Annotated in this window: 11 protein-coding genes and 1 tRNA gene; 2 read left to right on the top strand and 10 right to left on the bottom strand. The window is 73.1% G+C overall.

Annotated elements, in window-relative coordinates; genetic code table 11:
• Window positions 1–129 precede the first annotated feature (129 nt).
• Window positions 130–1,503, bottom strand: coding sequence for a GNAT family N-acetyltransferase (locus tag J1M37_RS08790; protein WP_134377160.1), 1,374 nt, complete (start codon window positions 1,501–1,503; stop codon window positions 130–132).
• Entirely contained in the window at window positions 1,487–4,300 is a 2,814-nt protein-coding gene (gene polA, locus J1M37_RS08785; protein WP_044658964.1) for a DNA polymerase I, read from the bottom strand. Before polA ends, J1M37_RS08790 begins: the two co-directional genes overlap by 17 nt.
• A gap of 67 nt (window positions 4,301–4,367) precedes the next feature.
• On the opposite strand from polA, the gene J1M37_RS08780 reads away from it, so the two are divergent.
• A complete protein-coding gene (locus J1M37_RS08780; protein ID WP_127435055.1) occupies window positions 4,368–4,886 on the top strand; it encodes a PaaI family thioesterase in 519 nt (172 codons plus the stop codon).
• Between the two features lie 31 nt (window positions 4,887–4,917).
• Here J1M37_RS08780 and J1M37_RS08775 read toward each other — a convergent pair whose 3' ends face one another.
• The 7 genes from J1M37_RS08775 to J1M37_RS08745 form a co-directional block, all read right to left on the bottom strand.
• Window positions 4,918–5,295 carry a cation:proton antiporter gene (locus J1M37_RS08775; protein WP_041102700.1) on the bottom strand — a complete coding sequence of 126 codons (378 nt, stop codon included), beginning with the start codon at window positions 5,293–5,295 and terminating at the stop codon, window positions 4,918–4,920.
• Window positions 5,296–5,308: 13 nt separating this feature from the next.
• Complete coding sequence (locus tag J1M37_RS08770; protein ID WP_010078747.1) at window positions 5,309–5,593, bottom strand: monovalent cation/H+ antiporter complex subunit F; 285 nt, start codon at window positions 5,591–5,593, stop codon at window positions 5,309–5,311.
• Window positions 5,590–6,024 (bottom strand): Na+/H+ antiporter subunit E, encoded by a 435-nt coding sequence (locus J1M37_RS08765; RefSeq protein ID WP_010078748.1) that lies wholly within the window; start codon window positions 6,022–6,024, stop codon window positions 5,590–5,592. Before J1M37_RS08765 ends, J1M37_RS08770 begins: the two co-directional genes overlap by 4 nt.
• Before the next feature lie 38 nt (window positions 6,025–6,062).
• The gene (locus J1M37_RS08760) at window positions 6,063–7,733 is read right to left on the bottom strand and encodes a monovalent cation/H+ antiporter subunit D family protein (protein ID WP_010078749.1); all 1,671 of its coding nucleotides are present in this window, start codon (window positions 7,731–7,733) and stop codon (window positions 6,063–6,065) included.
• A complete protein-coding gene (locus J1M37_RS08755; protein WP_010078750.1) occupies window positions 7,730–8,161 on the bottom strand; it encodes a cation:proton antiporter subunit C in 432 nt (143 codons plus the stop codon). The genes J1M37_RS08760 and J1M37_RS08755 overlap by 4 nt, the downstream gene beginning before the upstream one ends.
• On the bottom strand, window positions 8,158–11,031 hold the full coding sequence (locus J1M37_RS08750) for a DUF4040 family protein (RefSeq protein WP_206452448.1): 2,874 nt from the start codon (window positions 11,029–11,031) through the stop codon (window positions 8,158–8,160). The genes J1M37_RS08755 and J1M37_RS08750 overlap by 4 nt, the downstream gene beginning before the upstream one ends.
• Before the next feature lie 70 nt (window positions 11,032–11,101).
• Window positions 11,102–11,183: transfer RNA gene (locus tag J1M37_RS08745), tRNA-Leu, on the bottom strand.
• Window positions 11,184–11,359: 176 nt separating this feature from the next.
• Here J1M37_RS08745 and J1M37_RS08740 point away from each other — a divergent pair.
• A complete protein-coding gene (locus tag J1M37_RS08740) occupies window positions 11,360–11,956 on the top strand; it encodes an ANTAR domain-containing response regulator (RefSeq protein WP_010078752.1) in 597 nt (198 codons plus the stop codon).
• A gap of 18 nt (window positions 11,957–11,974) precedes the next feature.
• On the opposite strand, the gene pyk is transcribed toward J1M37_RS08740, so the two are convergent.
• A complete protein-coding gene (pyk, locus tag J1M37_RS08735; protein ID WP_010078753.1) occupies window positions 11,975–13,462 on the bottom strand; it encodes a pyruvate kinase in 1,488 nt (495 codons plus the stop codon).
• Between the last annotated feature and the right edge of the window lie 6 nt (window positions 13,463–13,468).

Raw genomic sequence — 13,468 nt, 5'->3', positions numbered from 1 at the left:
CGTTGGGATCGGGGGTCACGTCGGGATCGATGCCGCCGGTGGGCGGCATCCGGGCACCAGAGGGGCCCCACCCGGCGTGGGTCGTGATGGACATGTATCAAACGCGCACGAATGTGCTCGTCCAGCGTATCAGAAGCCGACGAGGGTGTGCAGGGGTCGGCTGGGTCGCACAAGCCCGTCGAACGCCTCCGCCGCGCCGGCCCGCAGCTCCGCCACGACACCGGCCTCCGCCAGCACCGCGGCGCCGGCCCCGCGGGAGTGCCCGCCGAGCCAGAGCGCGGAGAACCGGGCCGCGTCGAGCCGGAGCCCCGCGCCCATGCGGACGGCGTCGGCCGCGGGGCCCAGCCGCTCGGCGGCGCCGCGCCCCTGGCGGACGGTGAGCCGCCACGTCCCGTCGATCGCGCCGAGCGCGTCCTCGACGGCGACGACGACCTCCCCGTCGCCCGCCCAGCCACGGGCCGCCATGGCGGCGGGCAGGTTCAGGACCCGCAGGTACAGGTCGTCGGAGCCGCGGTGCCGGCTCACCCGCCGCTCGTCGACGAAGAGCGCCTCGAGCCAACCGGGCTCGGGTGCGCGGCCCCACTCGATCCGCTCGACCAGGTCCAGCCGGGCCAGGTGGTGGACGAGCCCGCGCCGCGCGTCGGCGGTCGCCGCGAGGAACGCGGTGACGGTGATCGTGGGCGGCTCCTTCTCCCAGCCCTCGAACCGATACAGCGCGACGCCCTGGACCCGCCCGTCGTCGTCGCGGTGGACCGCCGCGTACAGCCCCGAGCCGCGCCCCTCGTTCCGACTCGCCTCGCGGTCCTCCCAGCGAGGCACGCTGAACGAGGTCCGCTGGACCGAGCCCGGGGTGGCCGGCAGCACCCGCCCGTACAGCTCGTCCACGAGGCCGGGGATCTCCCGCGGCTCCTCGACCGTGACCCGCCCGCCGGCCGGGGCGCCCGTGAACGCGGGGGCGCCCGAGACGTCGATCCGCACGGCGTGCCACCGGGTGGCGGCCCCGAAGCCGAAGCGGCCGTAGATGGCGGCCTCGGTCGCGGTCAGGGCGGCCGCGCACAGGCCGGCGTCGCGGGCGTCCGCGAGGGACCTGAGCATCATGGCCCGCAGCACGCCGCGCCGGCGGGCGTCCGGCGAGACGGTCACGTCGGTGATCAGCCAGGCGTCGACGGTGCGGCCGGGCCACGTGGTCAGCGGCTGCACGAAGTCCTCGAAGGTGGCGGCGGGGCGGCGGGCCGCCGGGTCGTCCCCCGGCGCGTAGACGCCGAGCCGGCGCCGTCCGTCGGCCGCGTGGGCCTCGAGCTGCTGGCGGAGCGCGGCGCCCGTGGGCACCGTCTCGTAGAAGCCCCGTTCGACCGCGGCCGCGAAGTGCGATGCGGCGGGGTCCTCGGGGCCGAGGACCCCGAGGTCGCGCAGCGCGAGGCCGTGCTCGCCGAGCCGGTCCTCGGCGGCGTCGGCCAGCCGCCGCAGCGACGGACCCTCCGGCGCGTCAGTGTGCGGCGTCATGCCAGCTCCTTCCCTGGCCGACGTGCACGTCGAGCGGCACGGAGAGCTCGGCGGCCCGGCCCATCCGCTCCTTCAGGAGCGCCGTGGCCTTGTCGAGCTCGGCGGCCGGGACCTCGAGGATGAGCTCGTCGTGGACCTGCAGCAGCAGGCGCGAGGCCAGCCCGTGCTCCTCGAGGCCGGCCTGCACGTCGAGCATCGCGCGCTTGATGATGTCCGCGGCCGAGCCCTGGATGGGGGCGTTGAGCGCGGCGCGCTCGGCCATGTCCCGCAGCTGACGGTTGTCCGAGCTGAGGTCCGGGAGGTAGCGGCGGCGCCCCTCGATCGTCGAGGTGTACCCGTCCTGTCGGGCCTGCGCGACGACGTCGCGCAGGTAGTCGCGCACGCCGCCGAAGCGGTCGAAGTAGCCCTTCATGAGGCCGCGCGCCTCGTCCACCGAGATCTTCAGCTGCTTGGACAGCCCGAAGGAGGACAGCCCGTAGGCCAGGCCGTAGCTCATCGCCTTCACCTTGGCGCGCTGCTCGGCGGTGACGTCGTCCGGGTCCACGCCGAACACCTGCGAGCCGACGAACGAGTGCAGGTCCTCGCCCTCGCGGAAGGCCTGGATCAGCCCCTCGTCCTCGGACAGGTGCGCCATGATGCGCATCTCGATCTGGGAGTAGTCGGCCGAGAGCAGCACGGCCTGCTCGCCGGCCACCTCGTCCGCCACGAACACCTCACGGATGCGGCGGCCCGCCTCGGTGCGCACCGGGATGTTCTGGAGGTTCGGGTGCAGCGAAGACAGCCGGCCCGTGGCGGCGGCGGTCTGCGAGTAGGTGGTGTGGATGCGGCCGTCCGGGGCGACGGTCTCGAGCAGCCCCTCCACGGTCTGCCGGAGCTTCGTGGCGTCACGGTGGGCCATCAGGTTCTCGAGGAACGGGTGCCGGGTCTGCTCGAGCAGGTCCTGCAGCGAGTCCACGTCCGTGGAGTAGCCGGTCTTCGTCTTGCGCGTGCGCGGCATGTTGAGCCGCTCGAACAGCACCTCCTGCAGCTGCTTGGGCGAGCCGAGGTTGACCTGCATCCCGCCGGTCTCCTCCGCGACGGACGCCCACGCGGACTCCTTGGCGGCGTCGGCGGCGTCGGTGAAGTCCTCGCGCAGGCCGGTCAGGGCGTCGACGTCGACGGCGATGCCGGTCAGCTCCATCCGGGCGAGCAGCCGCGAGAGCGGGATCTCGAGCTCTTGCAGCAGCCGCTGGGCCCCGCGGTCGAGCACCTGGGGCGTGAACTGGGTGGAGAGACGGCGCACCACCCAGGCGGCCCGCACGGCGTCCGCGGCGCGGTCCGCGCGTTCGGCGGCGGCCTGCCCGCCGTCGAGGTCGAACGTCCCCTGCGCCCGCTGCTGCGCGGGCTCGCGCGGGGCGGTGAGGGGGGTGTGCAGATGCGCCTCCGCCAGCGCCTCGAGCGAGGTGTCCCGCCGGTCCGGCTGGATCAGGTAGGCCGAGAGCAGCACGTCGTCCACCACGCCGTCCAGGGCCGCGTCCGGGCCGAGCCCGTCGCCCTCGGTGGGCGCGGCCAGCGCCTTGAGCGTGCGCTTGAGGTCGTGCACGGCCTTGGCCAGTCCGCCCTCGCCCAGGGCCTCGCGCACGGCGGCCACCAGCGCCGGGTCCGGGGCGTCGCCGTCGAGGGTGACGTGCAGGCCCGCGTGCTCGCCCACCAGCGCGACGCCGACGGGCGTGCCGAACGTGCCGGGCACGGGCACCTTGCGGCGGGGCAGCAGGGCCGGGCCCTCGACGTCCACGTGGACGCCGAGCAGGTTGCCGGCCTCGGCGGCGAGGAAGGATCGCACGTCCTCGGCCGTCGTCGCCTCGGTGAACTCCGGGGCGGCCTCGACCTCGGGGGGCGGCGCGTCCTCGCCCACCCGCTCGCCGAACACCTCGAACACGCGCTCCCGGATGCGGTTGAACTGCAGCGCGTCGAACAGCTCCTCCACGGGCTCGCGCTCGGGCATCTCGAGCCGCATCGCCTCGAGCCCGATCGGCAGGTCGAGGTCGCGCACGAGGGCGTTGAGGCGGCGGTTGCGGCGCACGTCCTCGAGATGCTCGCGCAGCGCCTCCCCCTTCTTGCCCGTGATCTCGTGCGCGTGTGCGAGCACGCCGTCGAGGTCCCCGTACTGCTTCAGCCATTTCGCGGCGAACCCGGGACCGACGCCGGGGACGCCGGGCAGGTTGTCCGCGGCCTCGCCGACGAGGGCCGCGAGCTCGGGGTACTGGGCGGGGGCGACCCCGTACTTGGCCATGACGGCGTCCGCGTCCATCGGCGGGATGTCGGAGACGCCCTTCTTGGGGTAGAGCACGGTGGTGCGCTCGGAGATGAGCTGGAACGCGTCCCTGTCACCGGAGACGACGACGGCCTCCCACCCCGCCTCCTCGGCGCGCGCGGACAGCGTGGCCACGATGTCGTCGGCCTCGTAGCCCTCCAGCGTGAGCGTGGGGATGCCCAGGGCCTCCATGACCTTCACGGTCAGCTCGATCTGGCCCGCGAACTCCGCGGGCGTCTCGGAGCGGCCCGCCTTGTACTCACCGTACTCCTCGGAGCGGAACGTGGGCCCGGAGAGGTCGAACGCCACGGCCACGTGCGTGGGCCGCTGCTGCCGGATCATGGTCAGGAGCATGGCGGTGAAGCCGTACACGGCGTTCGTGTGCTGGCCCGTGTCCGTGGCGAAGTTCTCGGCGGGCAGCGCGTAGAACGCGCGGAACGCCATCGAGTGTCCGTCCAGGACCAGCAGCCGCTGCGGGGCCTCTGGGGTCGGATCTGCCGCCATGGGTGCTCACGTCTCCTCTCGGCGCGCGGCGCGGGGCGCGCCGGTCGCGTGTGCCAGCCTAGTGCTCATGAGTGAGCACACCGAGACCACCCCCGCCGCCTCCGAGCGCGTGTACCGCCCCGGCGTCACCCCCGAGCTGAGCCCCGCCGAGCTGGAGGCGGCCTGCGCCGAGGCCGGTCTGACGCCCGAGCTTGTCACCGCCCTCGGCGGCGCGGCGATCAGCCCCCTCGCCCAGAAGATGGGTCTGCGCTTCCTCGAGCTCACGGCCGAGCGCGCCGTCGCCACGCTGCCCGTGGCGGGCAACGAGCAGCCCGTCGGGCTGCTGCACGGCGGCGCCCACCTCGTCCTCGCCGAGTCCCTGGGCTCGATGGCCGCGAAGATCCACGCCGGGCCGGACCGCAACGTCGTCGGGGTCGAGATCAGCGCCACGCACCACCGGGCCGTCCGCTCGGGCCTCGTGACCGGCACCGCGACCGCCGTCCACCTGGGCGGCACCCTCGTCACCCATGAGGTGGTGATGACGGACGAGCAGGGCCGGCGGCTCTCGACCGTGCGCATGACGAACATGCTCCTCGACGCGCGCTGAGGCACGCCGCCCGGGCGGGCCGGCCCGTGCCTCAGTCCATGTCCGGAAGGCGCGGGGCCGCTCGGCCACCCTCGCGGCCGGGGGTATCCTCGGCGAGCTCGTCGTAGTGCCCCGGATTCATGGGCACCCCAGTGAGGTAGGCCGAGCGGCCCAGGGCCATGGTGGCCACCGAGGCCGAGCCCAGCTGCAGCACCAGGATCAGGGCCACCTTCACGAACGCGGCCACCCCCGGGGCCAGTAGCAGGGCGCCCACCACGATCAGGATCATCCCGACGCCGCCGGCGGTGCCCACGGCGGAGACGCGGGTGTAGGGGTCGGGGAACCGGATCAGACCGAGTCCCGCGGTGACGAACGCAAGGGCTCCGATCACCACGAGCACGGAGCCGGCGGCGGTCAGGACGACGTCCACGGGTGCGACCTCCTCAACGCTTGCCGCGCGTGAGCGCGCGGGCCAGGGACATGCCGGACAGGAAGGCCACGACCGCGGCGATCAGGACCAAGTCGAACGTCCACGGGTTGTCCGCCCGGACGCCGAACAGCACGAGCATCCCGAGCACGCTGAACGTGAGCAGGTCGCCCGAGACCGCGCGGTCCGCGTCGAGCGGGCCCACCACGATCCGGTACGCGGACACGAGCGCCGACACGGTCAGCAGCGCGATGGCCAGGTCGATCCCCACCAGGGACCAGTCGTAGGCGAAGGGCATCATGCCACCCCCGTCTTCCGCATCGCGTGGAGCATGCGCGCCTCCATGTCGTGGATCTCCGCGCGCAGGGCGTCGGCGTCGTCAGCGTACAGGCCGTGCACGTAGAGCAGGCGCCGCGCGTCCGGGTCACCGTCCTCGTCACCGACGGCGCCGGCACGCCGGGTGCCCAGCGTCAACGTGCCGGGCGTCAGGGTGATCAGCGCCGAGAGCAGGGTGACCTCGGCGTCCGTGCGGCAGTTGCTGCGCACGCGGGCGATGCCCGAGCGCGCCTGGACGCCGGGGGTGACGAGGTCCTTGATGACCGCCTTCGAAGAGGTCACCAGGGCCCACGCGTACCAGCACCAGAACACGAGCCACCGCCAAGGCCAGGACACGGCGGAGGCCGTGCCGGGCGCCAGGTCGACGGTCCCGTCGGCGGGGGCGACGGTGTGCATGGGGGCGTCTCCTTCCGGAGGCTGCGGGAGTGCGGTGCTCATGGGTTGAGCACCGCCTCGATGTACCTGCTGGGGTCCATCAGGCCCTGAGCCGCGAGGTCGGTGACGGTCCACAGGGCCTGACCGCCGAGCCCGAGGGCGAGGGTGGCCATAGCTAGGACGACGGCGGGGGCGGCCAGCCGGCCTGGGATGCGGGAGCGCGTGACGTCCTCGTCCGGATCCACGGTCACCGGCAGCACGCCCGTGGGCGGATCGAGGGTTTCCTGCGAGGCCCACGACTCGGTGCGCTCGTGGTCGGTGCTCGAGCCGCGGCCAGAGGGCGACGGCACGGAGCCCGCCCGGCCCACGATGGGCATGGCCGCGGTGGCCAGGCGCTCGCGGTGCCCGTGTGGGGCCGTCGGAGCGCCCCAGAACCAGGCGTCCCACACCCGCAGCAGAGCCCACAGGCTCACCAGGGAGGCGCCCAGCACCAGCGCAGCGGTGACACCGCGGCCGGCGTCCAGGCCGGCGCTGACGAGCATGAGCTTGCCCACGAACCCGGAGAAGGGCGGGATGCCGACCAGGGAGAGCAGGCCCACGAAGAAGGCGACGGCGATCAGCGGCTCGCGCCGGGCCAGGCCCTGCAGGTCCGCGAGACGGCCGGTGCCGTAGCGCACCTCGATCGCGCCGGCCGCCATCAGGAGGCAGCCCATCGCCACCATGTGGTGCACGAGGTAGAACAGGCCCGCCGCGAGACCCAGGCGCGTGGAGAGCCCGAGTCCGACGAGGATGCCGCCGATGCCGCTCACCATCTGCCACGACAACACGGCGCGCACACCGTGCTCACCGACCGAGGCGAGCGCACCCACCACGAGGGTGGCGAGGGACAGGACCAGGATGAGCGGCAGCAGACGCGCATCGCCGTCGTACATGACGGAGTAGATCCGGTAGAGCCCGTACACGGCGACCTTGGTGTGCAGGGCGGCGAAGAGGGCCGTCACCGCCGGGGAGGTCGAGGAGTACGCCCAGGCCAGCCAGCCGTGCAGCGGGGCCACCGAGGCCTTGATGGACAGTGCGAACAGCACCATGCCCGCGGCGATCGCGATGCGTGGGTCCGCCGCGGCGGACCCGGCGAGCATCGCGAGGTTCACCGAGCCGGTCAGCCCGTAGACGAAGCCGACGCCGACCAGGAGGATCGTGGAGGTTAGCAGGTTGAGGGTGACGTACAGCCGCGCCCCGTCCACTCGGCGCAGGGGCTCACGGCGGTTGGCGGAGAGGACGTAGAGGCCGTAGCTGGGCACCAACATGACCTCGATGAACACGAACAGGTTGAACAGGTCCGCCGTCAGCAGGGCGCCGTTGACTCCGCCGATGAGGATCAGGAGCAGCGGGGCGAAGAACTGGGAGTTAGCGACGCGGGAGCCGTAGGCGAACGCCGCGCCCACGATCGTGAGGGCGCTCGTGAGCACGAGCATCAGGGCGGACAGCATGTCCGCTGCGAAGCCGATCCCGATGCCCCCGGGCCAGCCGCCCAGCGAGGTGGCGAGCACGGACCCGTCGAGGGCGTGGACGCCCAGGGCCAGCCCGCCGGTGGTGACGAGTCCGAGCACCGCGAACAGGACTGCCCGGTGGAGGCGGGGACGCTCCCCCGCCAGCACGAGCAGACCGGCGGACAGCAGCGGGACGGCGGCGAAGAGGGGCAGCAGCTGGCCCAGCGGGACGGCGCTCATCGACGCACCTCCGGGCCCTGGCCGGCGTAGTGCTGCGCGATCCGGCCGGCCGCGGCGTGCCGCTCCTCGCGCGGGAAGCGTGCGTCGGCGGCGGCCTGCTCCAGGGAGTCGCGGGTCTCCCCCGGCGAGGCCACCGCGTCGTCCGCGCGCCCGGTGACGGCCAGCGCGAGCAGCAGCACGGTGATCGCGAAGGCGATCACGATAGCGGTCAGGACGAAGGCCTGCGGCAGGGCATCGGCCTGCACCTCGACGTCTGAGGTCCCCGCGAAGGGCAGCCCGCGGCGGTCGGTGCCGCCCGCGGCGATGATGGCCAGGTTGGCGGCGTGGCCCAGCAGGACCATGCCGAGGATCACGCGCAGCAGCTCGCGCTTGGAGAACAGGTAGAACGCGCCGAAGGTCAGAAGTCCCACGGTAAGGGCGACGGTCATCGGGTGACCTCCTCTCGTGCAGTCGTGGTGGTCGAGGCCGAGGGATCGGAGGACGGGGCCGCCGGCGCGACGCCGGGGTCACGGCTCGAGGCGCGGAGCGGGTCCTCACCCGGCCGCTCGGGGCCGAGCAGGGAGAACGCGGCCACGATCAGGCCGATCACGGCCAGGTACACGCCCATGTCGAACGCGAGCGTGGTGGAGAGCCCGTAGTCCAGGACCTTCACTCCCGCGGCTCCGAGGAAGCCCTTGCCGGTGAGGTAACCGACGATCCCCGTCGCGGTGCCGACGGCGATGCCCGAGCCGATGAAGGCCAGGTACGGCCACCGCAACTCCGGGGCCGTGTCCGAGTCGGCGGCCAGGTAGAGCAGGGCGTAGCCGGCACCGGCGACCAGTGCGGCGATGAAGCCGCCGCCGGGCTCGTAGTGCCCGCGCAGCAGCAGGAACGCGGACAGCAGGATGATCAGCACGCCGAAGACACGGCCGAACACCCGGATGTGGACGAGGTTCTCGCGCACGTGGGCGAGTGGGGAGCGCATGTCCACGGCGGAGGGCTGTGGAGGCGTCGGCCGACGGTTGAGCAACAGGGCCGCGATGGTCAGCGCCGTCGCCCCGAGCACGGTCATCTCGCCCCACGTGTCCACGGCGCGGAAGTCCACGAGGATCACGTTCACCACGTTGGTCCCCCCAGCCTGGGCATAGCTCTGGGTCAGGTAGAAGTGGGCGATCTCCGACATGCTGGAGCGGCCGGTGAACGCGAGCACGCCCAGGGTCGCGGCGACGCCGGCGACGGAGGCGGCGAGGACCGCCTGCATCCTGCGCGGGGTCGGCTCGTCGCTGAAGCGGGCGGGCAGGCGGCGCAGCAGCAGCACCATGACGCACACCGTGAGCACCTCGACCATCAGCTGGGTCAGGGCCACGTCCACGGCGCCGAGGGTGAGGAACCACAGGGTCATGCCGAACCCTACGACGCCGACCACCACCATGGCGGCGATGCGCGTCTTGGCGCGGATGGTGGCGATCACGCCGGCACCCACCAGGACGACCAGCACCCAGTCGTGCCAGCGCGAGGGCTGGCCGACGACGGCGGGCAAATCCTCGATCGTGGCGACACCGGCCACGGCGAGGAGCCCCAGGACCAGGGCGGGGATGAGGAGGTGGGGGCGGGGAGCCAGGGTGCCGGAGGCGCGCGAGACGACCGCGCCGACGCCGATCAGCCGGTGCCGAACCTCGTCCACCGCATCCAGGGCGGAGAACGGCAGGGCGGCGTGGGAGGCCACGCGCTCCACCGGGCGGCGCAAGGCCACCAGCAGCAGACCGAGCACGATGATGGCGGCGGAGACGAGCAGGGCCGTGTTCACGCCGTGCCACAGCGCCAGGTGCGCGTGCACCTCCGCGCCGGAGGCGGCCTCGGCCGCGTAGGAGACGGGGGTGTCCAGCACACCGGGCAGCAGGCCCAGGGCCACGCCCGCGGCCGCGGCCAGCACGGGCACGCCCCAGAAGGTGGCAGGAGCCTCGTGGACCTCGTCCTCCCGGCCGGTCGGCCACGAATGGGCGGCCCCGTCCGGGCTTGGACCCCAGAGGCCCAGGGCGCCGAGCACGAGACGGCCGGAGTAGGCCACGGTGAACACGGAGGTCAGGGCGATGCCGGCGGTGACGAGGACGGGGAGCCATGCGGGACCGGGGGTCCCGAGAGCGGCCTCGACCAGGCCCTCCTTGGAGATGAAGCCGAACAGCGGCGGGATGCCCGCCATCGACAGGGCGGCGACGGCGATCGCCGTGCCGGTGACCGGCATGCGCACGTGGCGGGCCGCGAGCTCTCGCAGGTCGCGGGTGCCGGCCTCGTGGTCGACCACGCCGATCAGCATGAACAGCGCCGACTTGAACAGCGCGTGCGCCACGGTGTGCACGATCGCCGCGGTAAGCGCGACGGGGGTGCCGATGCCGATGGCGGTCACCAGCAGGCCCAACTGGCTCATCGTGGAGTAGGCCAGCAGACCCTTGAGGTCGTGGCGACGGATCGCGGAGACGGCGCCCAGCAGGGCCGTGATGAGGCCCGAGCCGATCAACAGCGCGGACCACACCGGGTTCCCGGCCAGGACCGGGCTGAACACCAGCAGCAGGAAGATGCCGGCCTTGACCATCGCCGCGGCGTGCAGGTAGGCGGAGACCGGGGAGATGGCCACCATGGAGTCCGGCAGCCACGCCTGGAACGGGAACTGGGCGGACTTGGTGAACGCGGCCACCGCCAGCAGGACGGCGACCGTGGTGGTGAAGCCCGCCTCGGACCACACGTCCGAGGCCAACACCCCGGACAGCGAGGCAGTGCCGGTCCGCACGGCCATGAGGGCGACGGCGGCCAGCAGCGCGAGGCCGCCGCCCACGGTCACGAGCAGGGTCCGGATCGCGGGGTCGCGAGCATGGTCCCCCGAGCGCCCGATGAGGAAGAAGGAGGTGAAGGAGGTGAACTCCCACGCGACGAAGAGGACCACGATGTTGTCGGCGAGCACCAGCAGCAGCATCGACGCCGCGAACGCGGTCATCAGCAGGTAGAAGGAGCCGGGTCGGCTCTCCGTGCGGTCCCGACTGAGGTACCGGCTGGAGTAGGCGAGGATCGCGGCGCCGATGACGAGGACGATCATGGCGAACACCAGGGCCAGGCCGTTCAGCCGGAGGTCGAGGTCCACCCCGACCGCGGGGATCCACGGATGGTGCTCCGTCCGGACGTCGCCCGTCCACGCCGCGATCAGCACGCCGGCCGCGGCCAGCAGGGGTGCGGCCAGGACCCAGCCCGCGTCCCTGCCCAGCGCCCGGGAGGCCGGGACGGCCGCCACCACCGAGAGGAGGGTCAGCAGGAGGCTGGTCAGGAGCACAGGACACCACTCATCTCGGGTCGATCGGTCACGGACACGGCGCCCACGGCGGGTGGCCGCGCGCCGACGGTGCCCGAAGTGGGACTCGAACCCACACGCCTCTCGGCACCGCATTTTGAGTGCGGCGTGTCTACCGATTCCACCATTCGGGCAGTGCCGCCCGGAGGCGGGACTCGATCACCCTATCAGCGCCCCGACCCGGCGTCCCCGGCCTTCCGGCGGGGGGTCACCGCCGCCGCGCCCGCGCCGCACTCATCGCGCACGGTAGCCTGGTGGACCACCAGCGGCGCCGCACCGACGCCGTCCCGGCCCGCGCGAAGGAGCTGCCGTGTCCACGCTGACGCCTCCCGAGGAGACCGGCCTGCGGGCCGTCGTCGCCGAGGACGAGACCCTCATCCGCCTCGACCTGGTGGAGGTGCTCACCGGGGCGGGCTACCGGGTGGTCGCCGAGGCCGGCGACGGCCGCGCCGCCGTCGAGGCCGTGCGCGAGCACCGCCCGGACATCGTGGTGATGGACGTGAAGATGCCCGTGATGGACGGCATCGCGGCTGCGGGCGAGATCGCCGGGGAACGGCTCGCCCCCGTGGTCATGCTGACCGCCTTCAGCCAGCGCGAGCTGGTGGAGCGCGCCCGGACCGCCGGGGCCATGGCCTACGTGGTCAAGCCCTTCACCGAGGCCGACCTGGTCCCCGCCATCGAACTGGCCGTGGCCCGCTTCGACGAGCTGCGCAGCCTCGAGGCCGAGGTGCGGGACCTGGGCGACCGCCTGGAGACCCGCAAGATCGTGGACCGGGCCAAGGCGCTGCTCCAGGAGCGGATGCGCCTGACCGAGGCCGAGTCCTTCCGCTGGATCCAGAAGACCTCCATGGACCGGCGCCTGACCATGCGGGAGGTCGCGCAGGCCGTCATCGACCAGGTCGGCTGAGCGGCGCCCGCGCGCTCGTCAGAGCGGGGAGCGGGCCGGCCAGAAGCCGACCGGCTCGCGCGTCTGCGGCGAGGCGGCGGACGAGCCGCCCGCGGCGTCGTCGCCCACGCGGTGCACGCGCAGCGTGTTCGTGGAGCCCACGGCCCCGGGAGGGGACCCGGCGGCGATGACCACGAGGTCGCCGTGCTGGGCGATGCCCTCCGATGTGAGCGACTGCTCCACCTGGAGGGTCATCTTGTCCGTGGAGTCCTGGAACGGGACCATCTTCGGGTAGACGCCCCAGGTCAGGCACAGGATGTTGTGCGTGTGCTCGTGGTGGGTGAACGCGTAGATCGGCTGACGCGGCCGCAGGCGACTGAGCCGACGGGCCGAGTCGCCGGACTCGGTGAACGTGGCGAGGAACGGGATCTCGAGCTGGTTCGCGACCTCGACGGCGGCCCGGGTGATCGCGCCGCCGCGCGTGCGGGGACGCGAGCCGAGCGGGTGGATGAGCTCGAGGCCGTGGGTCTCGGTGGACTCGATGATCCGGGCCATCGTCTGGACCGTCTCGACCGGATACGCGCCCACCGAGGTCTCGCCCGAGAGCATGACGGCGTCCGCGCCGTCGAGCACGGCGTTGGCGCAGTCCGAGGCCTCGGCGCGCGTCGGGCGCGGGCTGTCGATCATCGACTCGAGCACCTGCGTGGCCACGATGACCGGCTTCGCCCAGCGGCGGGCGAGGTCCACTGCGCGCTTCTGCACCACGGGCACGTCCTCGAGCGGCAGCTCCACGCCGAGGTCGCCGCGGGCCACCATGATGGCGTCGAACGCGTCCACGATGGCCTCGAGGTTCTCCACCGCCTGGGGCTTCTCGATCTTGGCGATGACCGGGACCCGGCGCTCCTCCTCGTCCATGATCTCGTGCACCCGGTCCACGTCCGCGGCGTCCCGCACGAAGGACAGCGCCACCATGTCCACGCCGGTGCGCAGCGCCCAGCGCAGGTCCCGCTCGTCCTTCTCGGACAGGGCCGGCACGTTCACCGCCACGCCGGGCAGGTTGATCCCCTTGTTGTCCGAGACCATGCCCGGCACCTCGACCTCGGCCAGCACGTCCGTGTCCGTGACCTCGACGGCGCGCAGGCGCACCTTGCCGTCGTCCACCAGGAGCACGTCACCGGGGGCGACGTCCCCGGGCAGCCCCTTGTGGGTGGTGCCGACCAGCTCGCGGGTCCCGGGCACGTCCCGGGTGGTGATGGTGATCCGATCGCCCCTCTCGAGCAGATGCGGGCCGTCGGTGAAGCGGCCGAGGCGGATCTTGGGGCCCTGGAGGTCCGCGAAGATCGCGACCGGGCGCCGCTCCTCCACGCTCAGCCGACGCACCCGCTCGTAGGACGTCTCATGCACCGCGTGGTCGCCGTGGCTCATGTTGAGGCGGACGACGTCCGCCCCCGCGCGGATGATGGCGCGGGTGGTCTCGTCGGAGTCGGTGGCGGGCCCAAAGGTGGCGATGATCTTCGCGTGTCGCATGCGACC

Source organism: Micrococcus sp. KRD012, from assembly GCF_017168555.1.
Taxonomy (GTDB): Bacteria; Actinomycetota; Actinomycetes; order Actinomycetales; family Micrococcaceae; genus Micrococcus; species Micrococcus luteus.
The sequence above is the reverse complement of the archived record's forward strand: the minus strand, read 5'-3'. Positions and strand labels throughout refer to the sequence as shown.